Annotated in this window: 9 protein-coding genes and 1 tRNA gene; 9 read left to right on the top strand and 1 reads right to left on the bottom strand. The window is 52.9% G+C overall.

The window, feature by feature from the left end; translation table 11 throughout:
* Positions 1 to 70: 70 nt before the first annotated feature.
* The 5 genes from T320_RS12170 (at position 71) to T320_RS12150 (ending at position 4,758) form a co-directional block, all read left to right on the top strand.
* The gene (locus tag T320_RS12170) at positions 71 to 529 is read left to right on the top strand and encodes a S1 domain-containing RNA-binding protein (protein WP_037356216.1); all 459 of its coding nucleotides are present in this window, start codon (positions 71 to 73) and stop codon (positions 527 to 529) included.
* A complete protein-coding gene (gene tilS / locus T320_RS12165; protein WP_072024014.1) occupies positions 529 to 1,944 on the top strand; it encodes a tRNA lysidine(34) synthetase TilS in 1,416 nt (471 codons plus the stop codon). The genes T320_RS12170 and tilS overlap by 1 nt, the downstream gene beginning before the upstream one ends.
* 2 nt (positions 1,945 to 1,946) lie before the next feature.
* Positions 1,947 to 2,498 (top strand): hypoxanthine phosphoribosyltransferase, encoded by a 552-nt coding sequence (gene hpt, locus T320_RS12160; protein WP_037356213.1) that lies wholly within the window; start codon positions 1,947 to 1,949, stop codon positions 2,496 to 2,498.
* Between the two features lie 42 nt (positions 2,499 to 2,540).
* Complete coding sequence (gene ftsH, locus T320_RS12155; protein WP_026761245.1) at positions 2,541 to 4,559, top strand: ATP-dependent zinc metalloprotease FtsH; 2,019 nt, start codon at positions 2,541 to 2,543, stop codon at positions 4,557 to 4,559.
* Positions 4,560 to 4,681: 122 nt separating this feature from the next.
* Positions 4,682 to 4,758: transfer RNA gene (locus T320_RS12150), tRNA-Pro, on the top strand.
* 99 nt (positions 4,759 to 4,857) lie between these two features.
* Here T320_RS12150 and T320_RS12145 read toward each other — a convergent pair.
* Positions 4,858 to 5,142: a hypothetical protein gene (locus T320_RS12145; RefSeq protein ID WP_026761244.1), complete on the bottom strand. Its 285-nt coding sequence runs from the start codon at positions 5,140 to 5,142 to the stop codon at positions 4,858 to 4,860.
* Positions 5,143 to 5,388: 246 nt separating this feature from the next.
* Between T320_RS12145 and nifJ the strand changes: the two genes are divergently transcribed.
* The 4 genes from nifJ (at position 5,389) to T320_RS12125 (ending at position 13,722) form a co-directional block, all read left to right on the top strand.
* Positions 5,389 to 8,913, top strand: coding sequence for a pyruvate:ferredoxin (flavodoxin) oxidoreductase (nifJ, locus tag T320_RS12140; RefSeq protein ID WP_037356210.1), 3,525 nt, complete (start codon positions 5,389 to 5,391; stop codon positions 8,911 to 8,913).
* 73 nt (positions 8,914 to 8,986) lie between these two features.
* Complete coding sequence (locus T320_RS12135; RefSeq protein ID WP_037356207.1) at positions 8,987 to 9,892, top strand: LysR family transcriptional regulator; 906 nt, start codon at positions 8,987 to 8,989, stop codon at positions 9,890 to 9,892.
* Positions 9,893 to 9,980: 88 nt separating this feature from the next.
* Positions 9,981 to 11,690, top strand: coding sequence for a methyl-accepting chemotaxis protein (locus tag T320_RS12130; protein ID WP_037356205.1), 1,710 nt, complete (start codon positions 9,981 to 9,983; stop codon positions 11,688 to 11,690).
* A 184-nt stretch (positions 11,691 to 11,874) separates the two neighbouring features.
* Complete coding sequence (locus T320_RS12125; RefSeq protein ID WP_037356203.1) at positions 11,875 to 13,722, top strand: FAD-binding protein; 1,848 nt, start codon at positions 11,875 to 11,877, stop codon at positions 13,720 to 13,722.
* Positions 13,723 to 13,724 lie beyond the last annotated feature (2 nt).

Raw genomic sequence — 13,724 nt, 5'->3', positions numbered from 1 at the left:
TGACACCCGCGAGTTGTCAAGGGTATAATAAATTTTGTATTCTCAAATACTCTAAGGAGGAAGAATTAATTTGTCCATTGAAGTTGGCAGCGTGCTGGATGGTGTCGTATCGGGCATCACGAATTTTGGAGCATTTATTGAATTGCCAGAGGGGAAAACAGGACTTGTACATATTTCGGAAGTAGCAGATGAGTATGTAAAGGATGTTCATGATTTCCTGGCAGAGAAAGACAAGGTTAAGGTAAAGGTAGTAGCCATTGATGAGAAAGGCAAGATTGGCCTGTCCATCAAGCAGTTGCAGGAGAAAAAGGCCGAGGAAAGCACCGAAGCCCCAGCTCGTGAGCGTTCTTCCTTCCGTGCACCCAGAAATAATTTCGGGGGCCGTGACTTTAGAAAACCGAATCGTGCTACTTCGGCTTCCTTTGAGGATAAACTTTCCAAGTTCCTCAAGGACAGCGATGAGCGCCTGACGGACTTGCGCCGCAAGACTGATTCCAAGCGTGGCGGGCGTGGCTCCCGTCGTGACTGATGGTCTGGCATAAACTGGAAGCACTCTGCAAAGGGTGCTTTTGTTCGTTACTGCCAAAAAGGGCCAAGGTTCTCATAGCCTGTTCCGGTGGAGCGGATTCCATGGCGTTGCTCGCTATGCTTAGTAAGCTCGCCCAGCAGAATGCGTGGCAGCTTGCTGCGGCTCATTACGAGCATGGCATTCGTGGCGAGGATTCTTTGGCCGATGCCCGCTTTGTGGAAGATTTTTGCCGGGAGCGGCAGATTCCCTGCTTTGTGGAGCATGGCCATGTGCCTGAGCTTGCGGCGGCAGGTTCGCATACGCTCGAACAGGCAGCCCGCAGCCTGCGCTATGCATTTTTGGAGCGGGTGCGTCAGGAGCAGGGCTTTGACTATATCGTCACGGCCCATCATGCCGACGACCAGGCGGAAACGGTGCTGATGCGCATCCTGCGGGGAACCGGAGTAAGCGGCCTTGCGGCAATGCGCCCCCAAAGCGGAGCAGACGGCCATCTCGTGCGGCCTCTGCTTAAGGTCACCAAGGCAGAGCTATTGGCTTATTGCCAGCAGGAGCAGATTCCCTATCGGGAAGATGCGACGAACTGGGTGGCGGACTGCACCCGCAACTGTCTGCGGCTGGAGCTTTTGCCCCAGTTGCAACGGGAATACAATCCCGAAATCCGGCGGGCGCTCTGTCAGCTCGCAGAGGTTGCTGCCGAAGAAAGCGACTTCCTGCAAGGGGAGATTGCGCGCTGCTGTGCGGACGAAGCCTATATGCGGCAGGAGGATGGAGCACTTGTTCAGGAAACGGTGGCTAAACTTCACCCAGCGCTGCAGCGGGGGCTTATCCGCAAGCTTTGGGAGAGGGTTACGGGCAGCAGCCTTGACCTGAGTTTTGCCCAGACGGAGCTTTTGCGCCAGCTGCTTTTGACCGGCAGAACCAGCAGCCAGCAGGAACTCACTCACCATTATCTGGCGCATGTGGCCTATGGCTATTTGACCATTGACAAGTCAAAATCTGACGGTCAAATTGACAAGTCAAATCTTGACTTGTCAGAAGTGACCGTCAATATTCCCGGCGTGACCTGCTGGGGCGATTTTCGGCTGATTGCGCAGTGGCAGGATAGAGCAGAATATCAGGGGGAAAAGACCAGCCCCGAGGAGCTTTATCTGCATCCGGAACACTTCGCAGGGCCGCTAGTTCTGCGAAAGCGTCAGCCGGGCGATTTTATGAACCTTCCCGGCGGGCGCAAGAAGCTCAAGAAAATCATGATTGACGATAAGATTCCGCATGAACAGCGGGATACACTGCCCCTGCTTGCAGCGGGCAGTGAGGTAATCTGGATGATTGGCCGCAGGCGCAGTGCAAATTGCTTGCAGGGCTCTGCGGATTATCATAGAATTTTGTATCTCAGGATAGAGAAGAGAGGAAATTAAGCATGTTACACGAAGATATCGAGAAAGTTGTTTTTTCGGAGGAACAGATTCAGAACCGTATCGCCGAAATGGCAAAGCAGATTACGGAAGACTATAAGGATGCTCAGGAAGAAATTTACTGTGTAGCCATTTTGAAGGGCGCCGTAATGTTCTACACGGACCTGGTTCGCCGTCTGGAACTGCCTGTGCGCTTTGACTTCATGATTGCATCGAGCTATGGCAATGGTACCTCCACCACGGGTTCTGTAAAGATTCTTAAAGATTTGGACTACGACATTGAAGGAAAACACCTCATCGTTATCGAAGATATAATAGATTCCGGTACTACGATGAATTATCTGAACAAGTACTTCAAGGAGCGCAAGCCGAAGTCCGTAAAACTTTGCTCGCTGCTCTCCAAGCCGTCCCGCCGTATGGTGGAAGTACCCATCGACTACTGCGGCTTTGAAGTACCGGATGAATTCCTGGTGGGCTATGGCCTTGACTATGCAGAAGTTTATCGTAACCTGCCGTACATCGGTGTGTTAAAGCCTGAGATTTACACAGAACAATAAAAATCCTGAGAGGCATTGGCTTCTCGGAAGGAGGGCAATGGATTGAATAAGTTTCTACGCAACGTAGGGTTCTATTTGTTGATTATTCTGGTGGCTATCTCCATCATTGATTATTTTTCGACAAGGAACACGACTAAACAGGAAGTGGGGTACACCAGCTTCCTGCAACAAGTGGATGAAGGCAAAGTAGCTAAAGTTGTTCTCATTCAAAACACCATTCGCGGTACATTGACCGATGGTACGGAGTTTACGACGATTACCCCGGACAATCCGAACCGCGACCCGAAGCTCTTTGATAAACTCTCGGCCAAGGGAGTGGAGATTAATGCGGAAAATCCGCCGGAACCACCCTGGTGGTCCACGATGTTCTCGTCCTTGCTGCCGATACTCCTGCTCGTCGGTGTATGGTTCTTCATCATGCAGCAGACGCAGGGCGGCGGCGGCCGGGTCATGTCCTTTGGCAAGAGCCGTGCCCGCATGAGCGGCTCGGATAAGATTAAGGTCAACTTCAAAGACGTGGCTGGTGCTGATGAAGCCAAGCAGGAACTGGAAGAAGTAGTCGAGTTCCTGAAGCATCCCAAGAAGTACAACGATTTGGGTGCCCGCATTCCGAAGGGCGTGCTGCTCTTTGGCCCTCCGGGAACTGGTAAGACTCTCTTGGCCCGTGCTGTTGCCGGTGAAGCTGGCGTGCCGTTCTTCTCGATTTCCGGTTCGGATTTCGTGGAGATGTTCGTCGGTGTCGGTGCTTCCCGTGTACGTGACCTCTTTGACCAGGCCAAGAAGAATGCGCCCTGTATCGTATTCATCGATGAAATCGATGCAGTGGGCCGTCAGCGTGGTGCTGGTGTAGGCGGTGGCCATGATGAACGCGAGCAGACGCTGAATCAGTTGCTCGTTGAGATGGATGGTTTTGCTGCTAACGAAGGCATCATCATCATCGCAGCAACCAACCGTCCGGATATCCTCGACCCGGCACTTCTGCGTCCGGGCCGCTTCGACCGTCAGATTGTGGTGGATAAACCCGATGTGCGCGGCCGTCTGGCTATCCTTAAAGTACATACCTCCGGCAAGCCGGTGGATGAAGGGGCAGACCTCGACATCCTGGCCCGCCGTACCCCGGGCTTTACGGGTGCTGACCTCAGCAACCTCGTGAACGAAGCAGCTCTCTTGGCTGCCCGCCGGGATAAGAAGAAGATTTACATGCAGGAACTGGAAGAAGCCATTGAGCGCGTTATGGCTGGCCCAGAGCGCAAATCTCACATCATGAACGATGAGGAAAAACGCCTGACGGCTTATCATGAGGGTGGTCATACCCTCGTGGGCATGATGCTCAAGCATGCTGACCCTGTACATAAGGTTACGATTATTCCGCGCGGCCGTGCCGGCGGTTACACGCTGATGCTGCCGAAGGAAGACCGCAACTACGCCACCAAGTCCGAGCTGCTTGATAAGCTCAAGGTTGCCATGGGCGGCCGTGTGGCAGAGGAAATCGTGCTCAAGGAAATCAGCACGGGTGCTTCGCAGGATATTCAGCAGGCAACCCGTATGGTGCGCGGCATGGTCATGCAGTACGGCATGAGCGATGTCTTAGGCCCTGTAGCATATGGCGAAAGCCAGAACCATCAGGTGTTCTTAGGCCGCGACTTCCATCAGGAACGCAACTATTCCGAAGAAGTGGCCAGCGAAATCGATAAGGAAGTCCGCAAGTATCTCGAAGATGCTTATGAAGCATGCCGCCAGATTATTACGGAAAACCGCGACAAGCTGGAACTTATTGCTCAGGCGCTTATCGAGCGTGAAACGCTCACGGCCAAGCAGCTCGAAGAACTGCTCGAAACGGGCAAAATTTCCGAGGAAGAGACCAAGGAACCGCCTAAGGACGATAACAACGGTCCAAAAGACGGTGACCCGGCACTGATTCCACCGACTACTTTGGCACAGCAGGCTCAGAATGAAGCGCTGGAGGCCGAAGAGGAAAAGGAAAAAGAAGCGGTTCCCGTTGGCGGAGTAACCGATAACGGCAGAGAGCCAAAATTTAATGTGACCCATTACGATAAGTAATTGCTTATCGGTGAAAAAACCATGTGAGTTCGTTCCACTCACATGGTTTTTAATTTTTTTTATAAAATATGAAAAAAATACTTGCATTTCCTGCAGAGTTACGCTATACTATTATTCGTTGCCGGGATGTGGCACAGTTTGGTAGCGCGCTTCGTTCGGGACGAAGAGGCCGCAGGTTCGAATCCTGTCATCCCGACCATTCTTATGAAATGATGATTCCCGCTGAATTTTTATGATTCAGCGGGAATTTTTTTTTGCATATATTTATTTTATTTATTGCGGCAATTAATGAATTTTCTTAGAAGGTTTCCTTGATTTTCTTGTCACCGATAAAGCGGATGAACATATCCGGGGCAATGATTTCATCATCCAGCTGCACCAGTGCTTTGTGCATGTGGATGGAGACGAAGCGGCCATCGTGCTCATTCTGGATTTCATCGGCGAACTGTTCCTCGTAGTGCTCCTTGAAAGTTTCCGCGGTGCTCTTGCTGGAGGACACGTTGAGGATGCTGGAGTAGACATTTTCCTGGCCCTTGCCATATTCCAGTTTGAGGATGACATAGATGGTCATGTTCTTAATCATTTGTAAATCACACTCCCAATTTTCCCATTGACTTACGGCAAAAAATACAATCCCAAGGTTTACCGTTTTACTTCGACAAGAGGGAGCGATTTCCTTCTCAGAAGAAAAATATATCGTTTCAGTTATGATAAGATAAATTATATGAATAATTAGGGGCGGGGCCATTTGTTTACAAGCCCTTGTGAGCGGTGTATAATAGGGAGTATGTTTTCAAGTATTCTATTTTAGAGGGGAGCAAAAAACAACATGAGCAAAAAGATGAAAACCATGGACGGCAACCAGGCCGCCGCGTACATCTCCTATGCTTTTACAGACGTTGCTGCAATCTATCCCATTACGCCGTCTTCGCCGATGGCTGAACACGTGGATGAAGATGCAGCTAAAGGCAAGACCAACCTCTTTGGTCAGAAGGTCCGCGTTATCGAACTGCAGTCAGAGGCTGGTGCCGCTGGTGCCGTGCATGGTTCCTTGCAGGCTGGTGCCCTGACCACTACATATACGGCATCTCAGGGGTTCCTGCTGATGATTCCGAATCTTTACAAGGTAGCCGGCGAACTGCTGCCGGGCGTGTTCCACGTTTCCGCTCGTGCTTTGGCTGCGAACTCCCTGAACATCTTCGGTGACCATCAGGATGTTATGGCTGCCCGTCAGACTGGCTGTGCAATGCTCTGCGAAGCCAGCGTGCAGGAAGTTATGGATTTGGCCGCTGTAGCCCATCTCGTGGCTATCAAGGGCCGTGTACCGTTCATCAATTTCTTCGATGGTTTCCGTACCTCCCACGAGATTCAGAAAATCGAAGTAGTGGATTATGATGATTTGGGCAAGATTCTCGACTGGGAAGCTGTAAAAGAATTCCGCCGCCGTGCGCTGAATCCGGACCATCCGGTTATCCGCGGCACCGCACAGAATCCGGACGTATACTTCCAGGAACGCGAAGCATCCAACAAGTACTACGAAGCTCTGCCGGAACTCGTCGAAGAAGCTATGGCAGACCTGGCTAAAATCACGGGCCGTGAACATCACCTGTTTGACTACTATGGTGCCAAGGATGCTGACCGCATCATCATCGCCATGGGTTCTGTCTGCCAGGCTGTGCAGGAAACGGTGGATTACCTCAACAAGCAGGGCGAAAAAGTCGGCCTGATGAGCGTACACCTCTATCGTCCGTTCTCCATCAAGCACTTCTTCCAGTTTATGCCGAAGACGGTCAAGAAGGTTGCTGTGCTTGACCATACGAAGGAACCAGGTTCTCTGGGCGAACCGCTGTACCTCGATGTTAAGAGCGCTTTCTATGGTTCCGAACTCAACCCCATCATCGTGGGCGGCCGTTTCGGTCTGGGCGGCAAGGACACGACGCCGGATCAGATTTTCGCCGTCTTTGAAGAACTCAAGAAAGACGCACCGAAAGATGGCTTCACCATCGGTATCGATGATGATGTAACCCATACGAGCCTGACTCCGGTTATGAGCGATGTGAACCTGACGCCGGTTGGCACGACGGCCTGCAAATTCTGGGGCCTCGGCTCTGACGGTACGGTTGGTGCCAACAAGAGCGCCATCAAGATTATCGGCGATAAGACGGATATGTACGCACAGGCTTACTTTGCCTATGACTCCAAGAAGTCCGGCGGTATCACGATGAGCCATCTGCGTTTCGGCAAGCAGCCCATCACGAGCCCGTACCTCATCAACAACGCGGACTTCATTTCCTGCTCCCAGCAGTCCTATGTTTACAAATACGACCTGCTGGCCGGCCTCAAGAAGGGCGGCAAGTTCCTGCTCAATACGGTTTGGTCGGATGCAGACCTCGACAAGCATCTGCCGGCTGCCATGAAGCGCTATATCGCCAAGAACGAAATCGAATTCTACACGGTTAATGCTGTGGATATCGCCAAAGAACTCGGCCTCGGCGGCCGCTTCAACATGGTTATGCAGTCTGCCTTCTTCAAGATTGCGGCCATCATTCCTATCGAAACGGCAGTGGAATACCTCAAAGACGCTGTGGTTAAGTCCTACGGCAAGAAGGGCGAAAAAGTCGTCAACATGAACAACGGCGCCATCGACAAAGGTATCGAAGCCCTGCATCGCGTAGAAGTACCGGCTGCCTGGGCTGATGCTGCAGACGAAGCGGTTGAAAAGAAAGATGCTCCGGCATTCATCACGGAAATTCAGGAAGTCATGAACCGTCAGGAAGGCGACAAACTGCCGGTTTCCAAGTTCGCAGAAGACATGGTGGACGGTACTTTCCCCGTAGGCGGCGCAGCTTACGAAAAACGCGGTACGGCCATCAATGTACCGGTTTGGAATACGGATAAGTGCATTGGCTGTAACCAGTGCTCCTATGTCTGCCCGCACGCTGCTATTCGTCCGGTACTCACGACGGAAGAAGAACTCAAAAATGCTCCGGAAGGCTTCCCGTCCAAGCAGACGAAGGCCATCAAGGATTACCACTTCACGGTAGCCGTATCCACGATGGACTGCCTGGGCTGCGGCAACTGCGCACAGGTCTGCCCGGTGAAGGCTCTCGATATGAAACCGCTGGATGATGAACTCAAGGCACAGCAGAAGTTCTTTGATTATGGTGTAGATGCCAAGAAGGTTGCACCGAAGCAGAATCCGATGAAGAAGACGACGGTGCTCGGTTCCCAGTTTGAACAGCCGCTCCTCGAATTCTCCGGCGCCTGCGCAGGCTGCGGCGAAACGCCGTATGCAAAACTGTTGACCCAGCTCTTTGGTGACCGCATGATGGTGGCCAATGCTACGGGCTGCTCCTCCATCTGGGGCGGCAGTGCTCCGGCTATGCCGTACACCAAGAACCACAAGGGTCATGGCCCGGCTTGGGCAAACTCCCTCTTTGAGGACAACGCCGAATTCGGTCTGGGCATGTTCCTGGGCACGAAATCCGTCCGCGACGCTTTGGCTGCTGATGCCAAGGCTGCTGTGGAAGCTGGCAAGGGCAGTGCAGAACTGCAGGCAGCACTCACTGAATGGGTGGACAACATGAACGAGGGCGAAGGCTCCCGTGAACGTGCGGACAAACTCACGGCCCTGCTCGAAGCAGAAAAGGGCAGCGATGAATGCCTGAATAAGCTCTACGACAACAAAGACTACTTCGTGAAGCGTTCCCAGTGGATTCTGGGCGGCGACGGCTGGGCTTATGATATCGGCTACGGCGGCCTTGACCATGTACTGGCTTCCGGCGAAGATGTCAACGTGCTCGTCTTCGATACCGAAGTATATTCCAACACGGGCGGTCAGGCTTCCAAGTCCACGCCGGCTGCAGCTATCGCACAGTTCGCCGCTGCTGGTAAGAAGACGAAGAAGAAGGACCTCGGCATGATGGCTAAGTCCTACGGCTATGTCTATGTGGCACAGGTCGCTATGGGCGCCGACCACAACCAGCTCATGAAGGCCATCACCGAAGCTGAGGCTTATCATGGCCCGTCCCTGATTATCGCTTATGCACCGTGCATCAACCACGGTATCCGCAAGGGCATGGGCAACAGCCAGCTCGAAGCAAAACTGGCTGTGGAATGCGGCTACTGGGTCAACTACCGTTACAACCCGCAGCTCGTGGGCACGGACAAGAACCCGTTCAGCCTCGATTCCAAGGAACCGGACTTCGACAAGTTCCAGGAATTCCTGATGGGCGAAAACCGCTACATCAACCTCCAGCGCTCCTTCCCGGAAGCTGCAGAGGCACTCTTTGAAAAGACCCAGAACGATGCCAAGGGCCGTTACGAAGGCTACAAGGTACTCGCTGGCAAATAATTAAATGAAAAAAATCTCCTATCTGTAGTATAATAACAGGTAGGGGATTTTTTTATGGGAAGGGGACATTAGCTTGATTGACGAACATGAATGGAAATATGTTTTGCAGGCAGCCAGTGACGGCACATTTTCTGCGGCAGCGAAAAAGCTCTTTGTATCGCAGCCGTCGCTATCCCAGTCGATAAAGAAAATCGAAGGGGAAATCGGCATGCCGCTCTTTGACCGCAGTCAGACGCCTTTGCAGCTCACGGCGGCTGGCGAAATTTATGTGCGCAAGGCTAAGGAAATGCAGCGGATTTATCATGAGCTGGTGCAGGAGACGGCAGACCTTACGGGGATGAAATCGGGTACGCTCATTATCGGCAGTTCCCGTACCCGTTCCACCTGTTATCTGACACAGCCTATCATCGAGTTTCATCGCCGTTACCCGGGGATTCGGTTGATGGTGAAGGAGAGCAGTGTCCATGAATTAAAACAGGCGGTGGCGGAAGGCGCTGTTGATTTTGCGCTGATTTATGAACCCTTGGAGAGTAATTACGAGCGTATCCCGCTTCTGTCGGAGAAAACTTTGCTGGCTCTGCCCGTAACGCATCCTTTTGCCTGGGGATATAATCATGTGCCGGGAATGCCTTATCCGGTCATGTCGTTTGCGCGTATGCACGGCCAGCCATTTATCTGTCTGCAGGAAAGCCGCCGCATGTCCCGGATTTACAGCGACCTGTGCATGGAGACGCAATGCTCGCCGGAGGTGGTCTTTGAGGCCAACAGCATTGTGGATGCTGCGGAACTCTGCGCGGCTGGCATGGGCGCAACGCTCGTCACTGATATGGTGGTGCATAATGGCCGCTGGTCACAGCCTCCCTGTTTCTTCCAGCTGGAGGAGGAAGTGGACGACCGTCAGCTCGTAGCGGCCTATGGCAAGAACAAGCATCTCTCCCAGGCGGCAAGAAAATTTATCGAACTATTGCAGGGAGAATAAAATTTTTGGCGAATAAACGCAGTAAGCGAGAAGTTGTCTGACTTTTGGCTTACTGCTTTTTGGTGTAAGGAAAAGGAGGGATGGTTACATGTTTGACAACATAAAGGTGACCTTTAAGCTGCTGCTGATTGTGGGCGTGGCAGCTGTGGCTATGGTGGTAATCAGTCTGGTGGGCTACCGCTCCCTGACGAATGCCGATGAGGCGATGGCGAGCCTGTACAACCGGGAAATGCAGGGCGTACAGCACCTCGGCACAGCGGTAGAACAGAGCCGCGTGATGATGGTCAAGACCTTGCAGGCGGTCATGCTCAAGGATAATCCGGAGCATCTGCAGCGGGTGAAGGGACAGCAGCAGAAAGCCCAGCAGGATTTTGATGCGGCGATTACGGCCTATAAAGAAGCCATGAAGGGTTCCGAGCTTGCCAATATCCCCGAGATTGACGGTGAGTGGCAGAAGTATCAGGGTGTAATGAATAAGGTCATGAGCCTTGCGGCGGCAGGCAATACGGAAGAAGCCCTGACGGTCTATGAAAAAGACGGTTCACCGGCAACAAGAGGCCTGCGGGATGCACTCCATGGCCAGCAGGACAAAATCAATCAGGCAGCATCCGCGGCCAATGAAGCCAGCAACAGCGCCAATAGAGCCGCTGCCATAGCGATTCTGATTGTAACGCTCGCGGCACTGGCCATTCAGGCAGGCATCAGCCGGGTTATCGCCAGCAGCATTACCGGAGCTTTGCGCTTTATGGAGGCAGGATGCGAAAAACTTCGTGATGGTGATTTCCGCTCCACAGGGGTTACCTTTGACCGCGGGGATGAGTTCGGTCATCTGGCCAGAACGCTGATGGATATGCAGAACAAGATGGCTTCCTATATGCAGGGAATCTATAAAACCGTGCAGAGCATCAATGAAGCCTCTGCCAATCTGAAAGAAGCATCCATGCAGTCCGCGCAGGCGGCTGTGCAGTCGGCAGAGGCCGTGGGCGAATCGGCACAGCTTGTGGCTGACCAGGAGATGGCACTGAACAATAATACGGCGCTATTAACCAAGGTCAATCAGTCCATTCAGGAAATGCGCGGCCATGCCGGTGATGTTTCCCAGAATTCCAAACAGGCGGCAGAAGAAGCCGAGCGGGGCCATGATGTACTCGAAAAATCCGTGGCGGAAATCCGGGGCGTGGAAAAGACCGTCAGCGATACTTCGGAAATTGTGGGCAAATTGGGTTCCCGCTCCGAAGAAATCGGCGCGATTGTCGATACGATTTCCAATATCGCCAGCCAGACGAACCTTCTGGCCCTCAATGCGGCGATTGAAGCAGCCCGTGCCGGTGAGCAGGGGCGTGGCTTCTCTGTCGTGGCCGAAGAAGTTCGGAAGCTTGCCGAGCAGTCGGAAGAAGCTGCCGAAAAGATTTCCCAGCTCATCATGACCATGCAGAAGGACACGGAAGCAGCGGTAAAATCCATGAATCAGGGCTGTGAGGCCGTAGTGGCCGGTGCCAAGTCCGTAGAAGATTTGCAGCGTGTCTTTGACCAGATTCGCGATTTGGTCGAAAATGGTGCGGAAAAGACGGTGCTGATGGATAAGGCTATCGATGTGGTTAACGAAGATGCGGGTAATATTTCCAATTCCGTCGAGGATATCACCGCCAAAGGGCAGGTTATCTCCCAGCATATGGAATCCGTATCGGCGGCCACCGAGGAACAGTCAGCCTCGTCCGAAGAAATCGCCTCGGCCAGCGAAACGCTCTCGAATATGGCCCATGAACAGCAACAGGCGCTGAAACAATTCAAATTCTAAGCCTTCCCCTTGAGGGGAAGGTGGCAGCCGAAGGCTGACGGATGAGGTGTATTGTATTTTTCAATAGCAGCTATAAGGACTATGTATTTTCCTTATAGCTGCTATTTATATATAATAGCCTTAGTTAATGTCTCATAATGGGATGATTGAGAAGCCTAGTGTATTATTAGGAGGGAAAAGCAATATGGCAACGGAAATTTCGCGCCGCACATTTATCAAAGGGGCGGCTGCGGCCGGTGTTGTACTGGCAGCAGGCACGTATTTTGCCTGGGATGGAAAGAATATTCCGGAAAAGGTAAAAACGGGTGATGTGACCTATGATGTTTTGGTAATCGGCAGCGGTGGTGCCGGCATGCGGGCGGCGCTGGCGGCAGCTGAACGCAAGGAACTCAAGGTAGCCGTGATGACGAAGCTGGTTCCGACCCGTTCTGCTTCCACGATGGCACAGGGCGGCATGAATGGTGTTACGGGCGTGAGCGACCCCACGGACACCGTTGAATCCCATGTCTTTGACACCATCAAGGGCGGCGACTATCTCTGCGACCAGGATGCCGTGGAATACTTCGCGGAACGCGCCGGACAAAACATCTACGAAATGGATTATATGGGCTATCCCTATAACCGTCAGAAAGATGGCGCCTTCCATCAGCGCAAGATGGGTGGTCACAGCCATCCGCGTGCTTCCTACTTTGAAGACCGCGCAGGCCATGCCATGGTGCATACCCTTTTCGAACAGTGCCTCGATAACAACATCGACTTTATCTCCGAATGCCAGATGCTCGAAATCAGCATGGACGGCGACAAACTCAACGGCGTAATCGCCATGGATATGCGCACGGGCAATCTGCTTGGTGTACCGGCCAAATCCATTATCATCGCTACCGGCGGCTATGGCCGCGTATACTGGGTGCGTACGTCCAATCCCTACAGCTCCACAGGTGATGGCATCGTAGCCGGCATGAACGTGGGCATTCCCTTCAAAGACCCCGAAATGGTGCAGTTCCATCCCACGGGCCTGTCGGCTAACGGCGTACTGCTCTCCGAATCCAGCCGTGCCGAAGGTGCGCTGCTCATCAACAAGAACGGCGAGCGTTTTATGAGCAAATATGCGCCGGAACGCATGGAACTGGCAACGCGCGATATTGTAGCCCGCGCCATTGCCACGGAAATTGAACAGGGCCGCGGTGTCGGCGAAGGCATCCATGCCGGCGTCTATATGGATTTCACCAAGATTCCGGCTGAACGCATCCATGAGCGCCTCGGTCAGGTATATGACCTGTCCCGCCGCTTTGCCGGTGTGGATATCACCAAGGAACCCGTACCCATTGCGCCGACCTGCCATTATTCCATGGGCGGTCTGGAAATGGCAGACTTCCATACGGGCGAAAGCCGCGTGAAGGGCGTTTATGTAGCCGGTGAATGCAGCTGCGTATCCGTACATGGTGCCAACCGCTTAGGTGCCAACTCCCTGTCGGAAGTGCTGGTATTTGGGCATACCGCTGGTGACGGTGCCGCTGAATTTGCCAAGGCCAACTCCTATGTAGGCAGCCAGGATTCTTTGGCGAAAGCCTGCGACAAGTGGAAAGAGACTTTTGACAAGGCAACCACCCGCGGCCGGGAAGGCAACAAGAGCGTGCCGGAAATCCGCGATGCCATGATTAATACCATGTGGTACAAGGCCGGCGTATTCCGCGACGAAGCGCAGCTCACGCAGGCCAGCGCCGAACTCGATGCCCTGGATAAAGAATACGAACATTGCTATGTCGGCGATAATTCCCATGTCTATAACACCGCTTTCGAGCAGTATGTAGAGCTGGGCAACCTCCTGCAGATTTCTCATGCGATTGTGCAGGGCGCGCTTGCCCGCAAGGAAAGCCGTGGCGGTCATTCCCGCCGGGACTTCCCGAAACGTGATGACGTGAACTTCCTCAAACACACCTTGATTTTCAAGGACAAGGAAACCGGCAAATACCGTGCCGAGTATAAAGATGTCGTAATCACGAAATACCAGCCGAAAGAAAGGAAGTATTGATT

The sequence above is a fragment of the Selenomonas sp. FC4001 genome, assembly GCF_000701565.1.
Classification (GTDB): Bacteria; Bacillota; Negativicutes; order Selenomonadales; family Selenomonadaceae; genus Selenomonas_A; species Selenomonas_A ruminantium_B.
This window is presented reverse-complemented; position numbering and strand designations above follow the sequence as displayed.

Coding starts and splice junctions, on each gene's coding strand:
- tilS (WP_072024014.1), top strand. CDS start 529: ATGGTCTGGCATAAACTGGAAGCACTCTGCAAAGGGTGCTTTTGTTCG.
- nifJ (WP_037356210.1), top strand. CDS start 5,389: ATGAGCAAAAAGATGAAAACCATGGACGGCAACCAGGCCGCCGCGTAC.
- T320_RS12125 (WP_037356203.1), top strand. CDS start 11,875: ATGGCAACGGAAATTTCGCGCCGCACATTTATCAAAGGGGCGGCTGCG.
- T320_RS12145 (WP_026761244.1), bottom strand. CDS start 5,142: ATGATTAAGAACATGACCATCTATGTCATCCTCAAACTGGAATATGGC.
- hpt (WP_037356213.1), top strand. CDS start 1,947: ATGTTACACGAAGATATCGAGAAAGTTGTTTTTTCGGAGGAACAGATT.
- T320_RS12130 (WP_037356205.1), top strand. CDS start 9,981: ATGTTTGACAACATAAAGGTGACCTTTAAGCTGCTGCTGATTGTGGGC.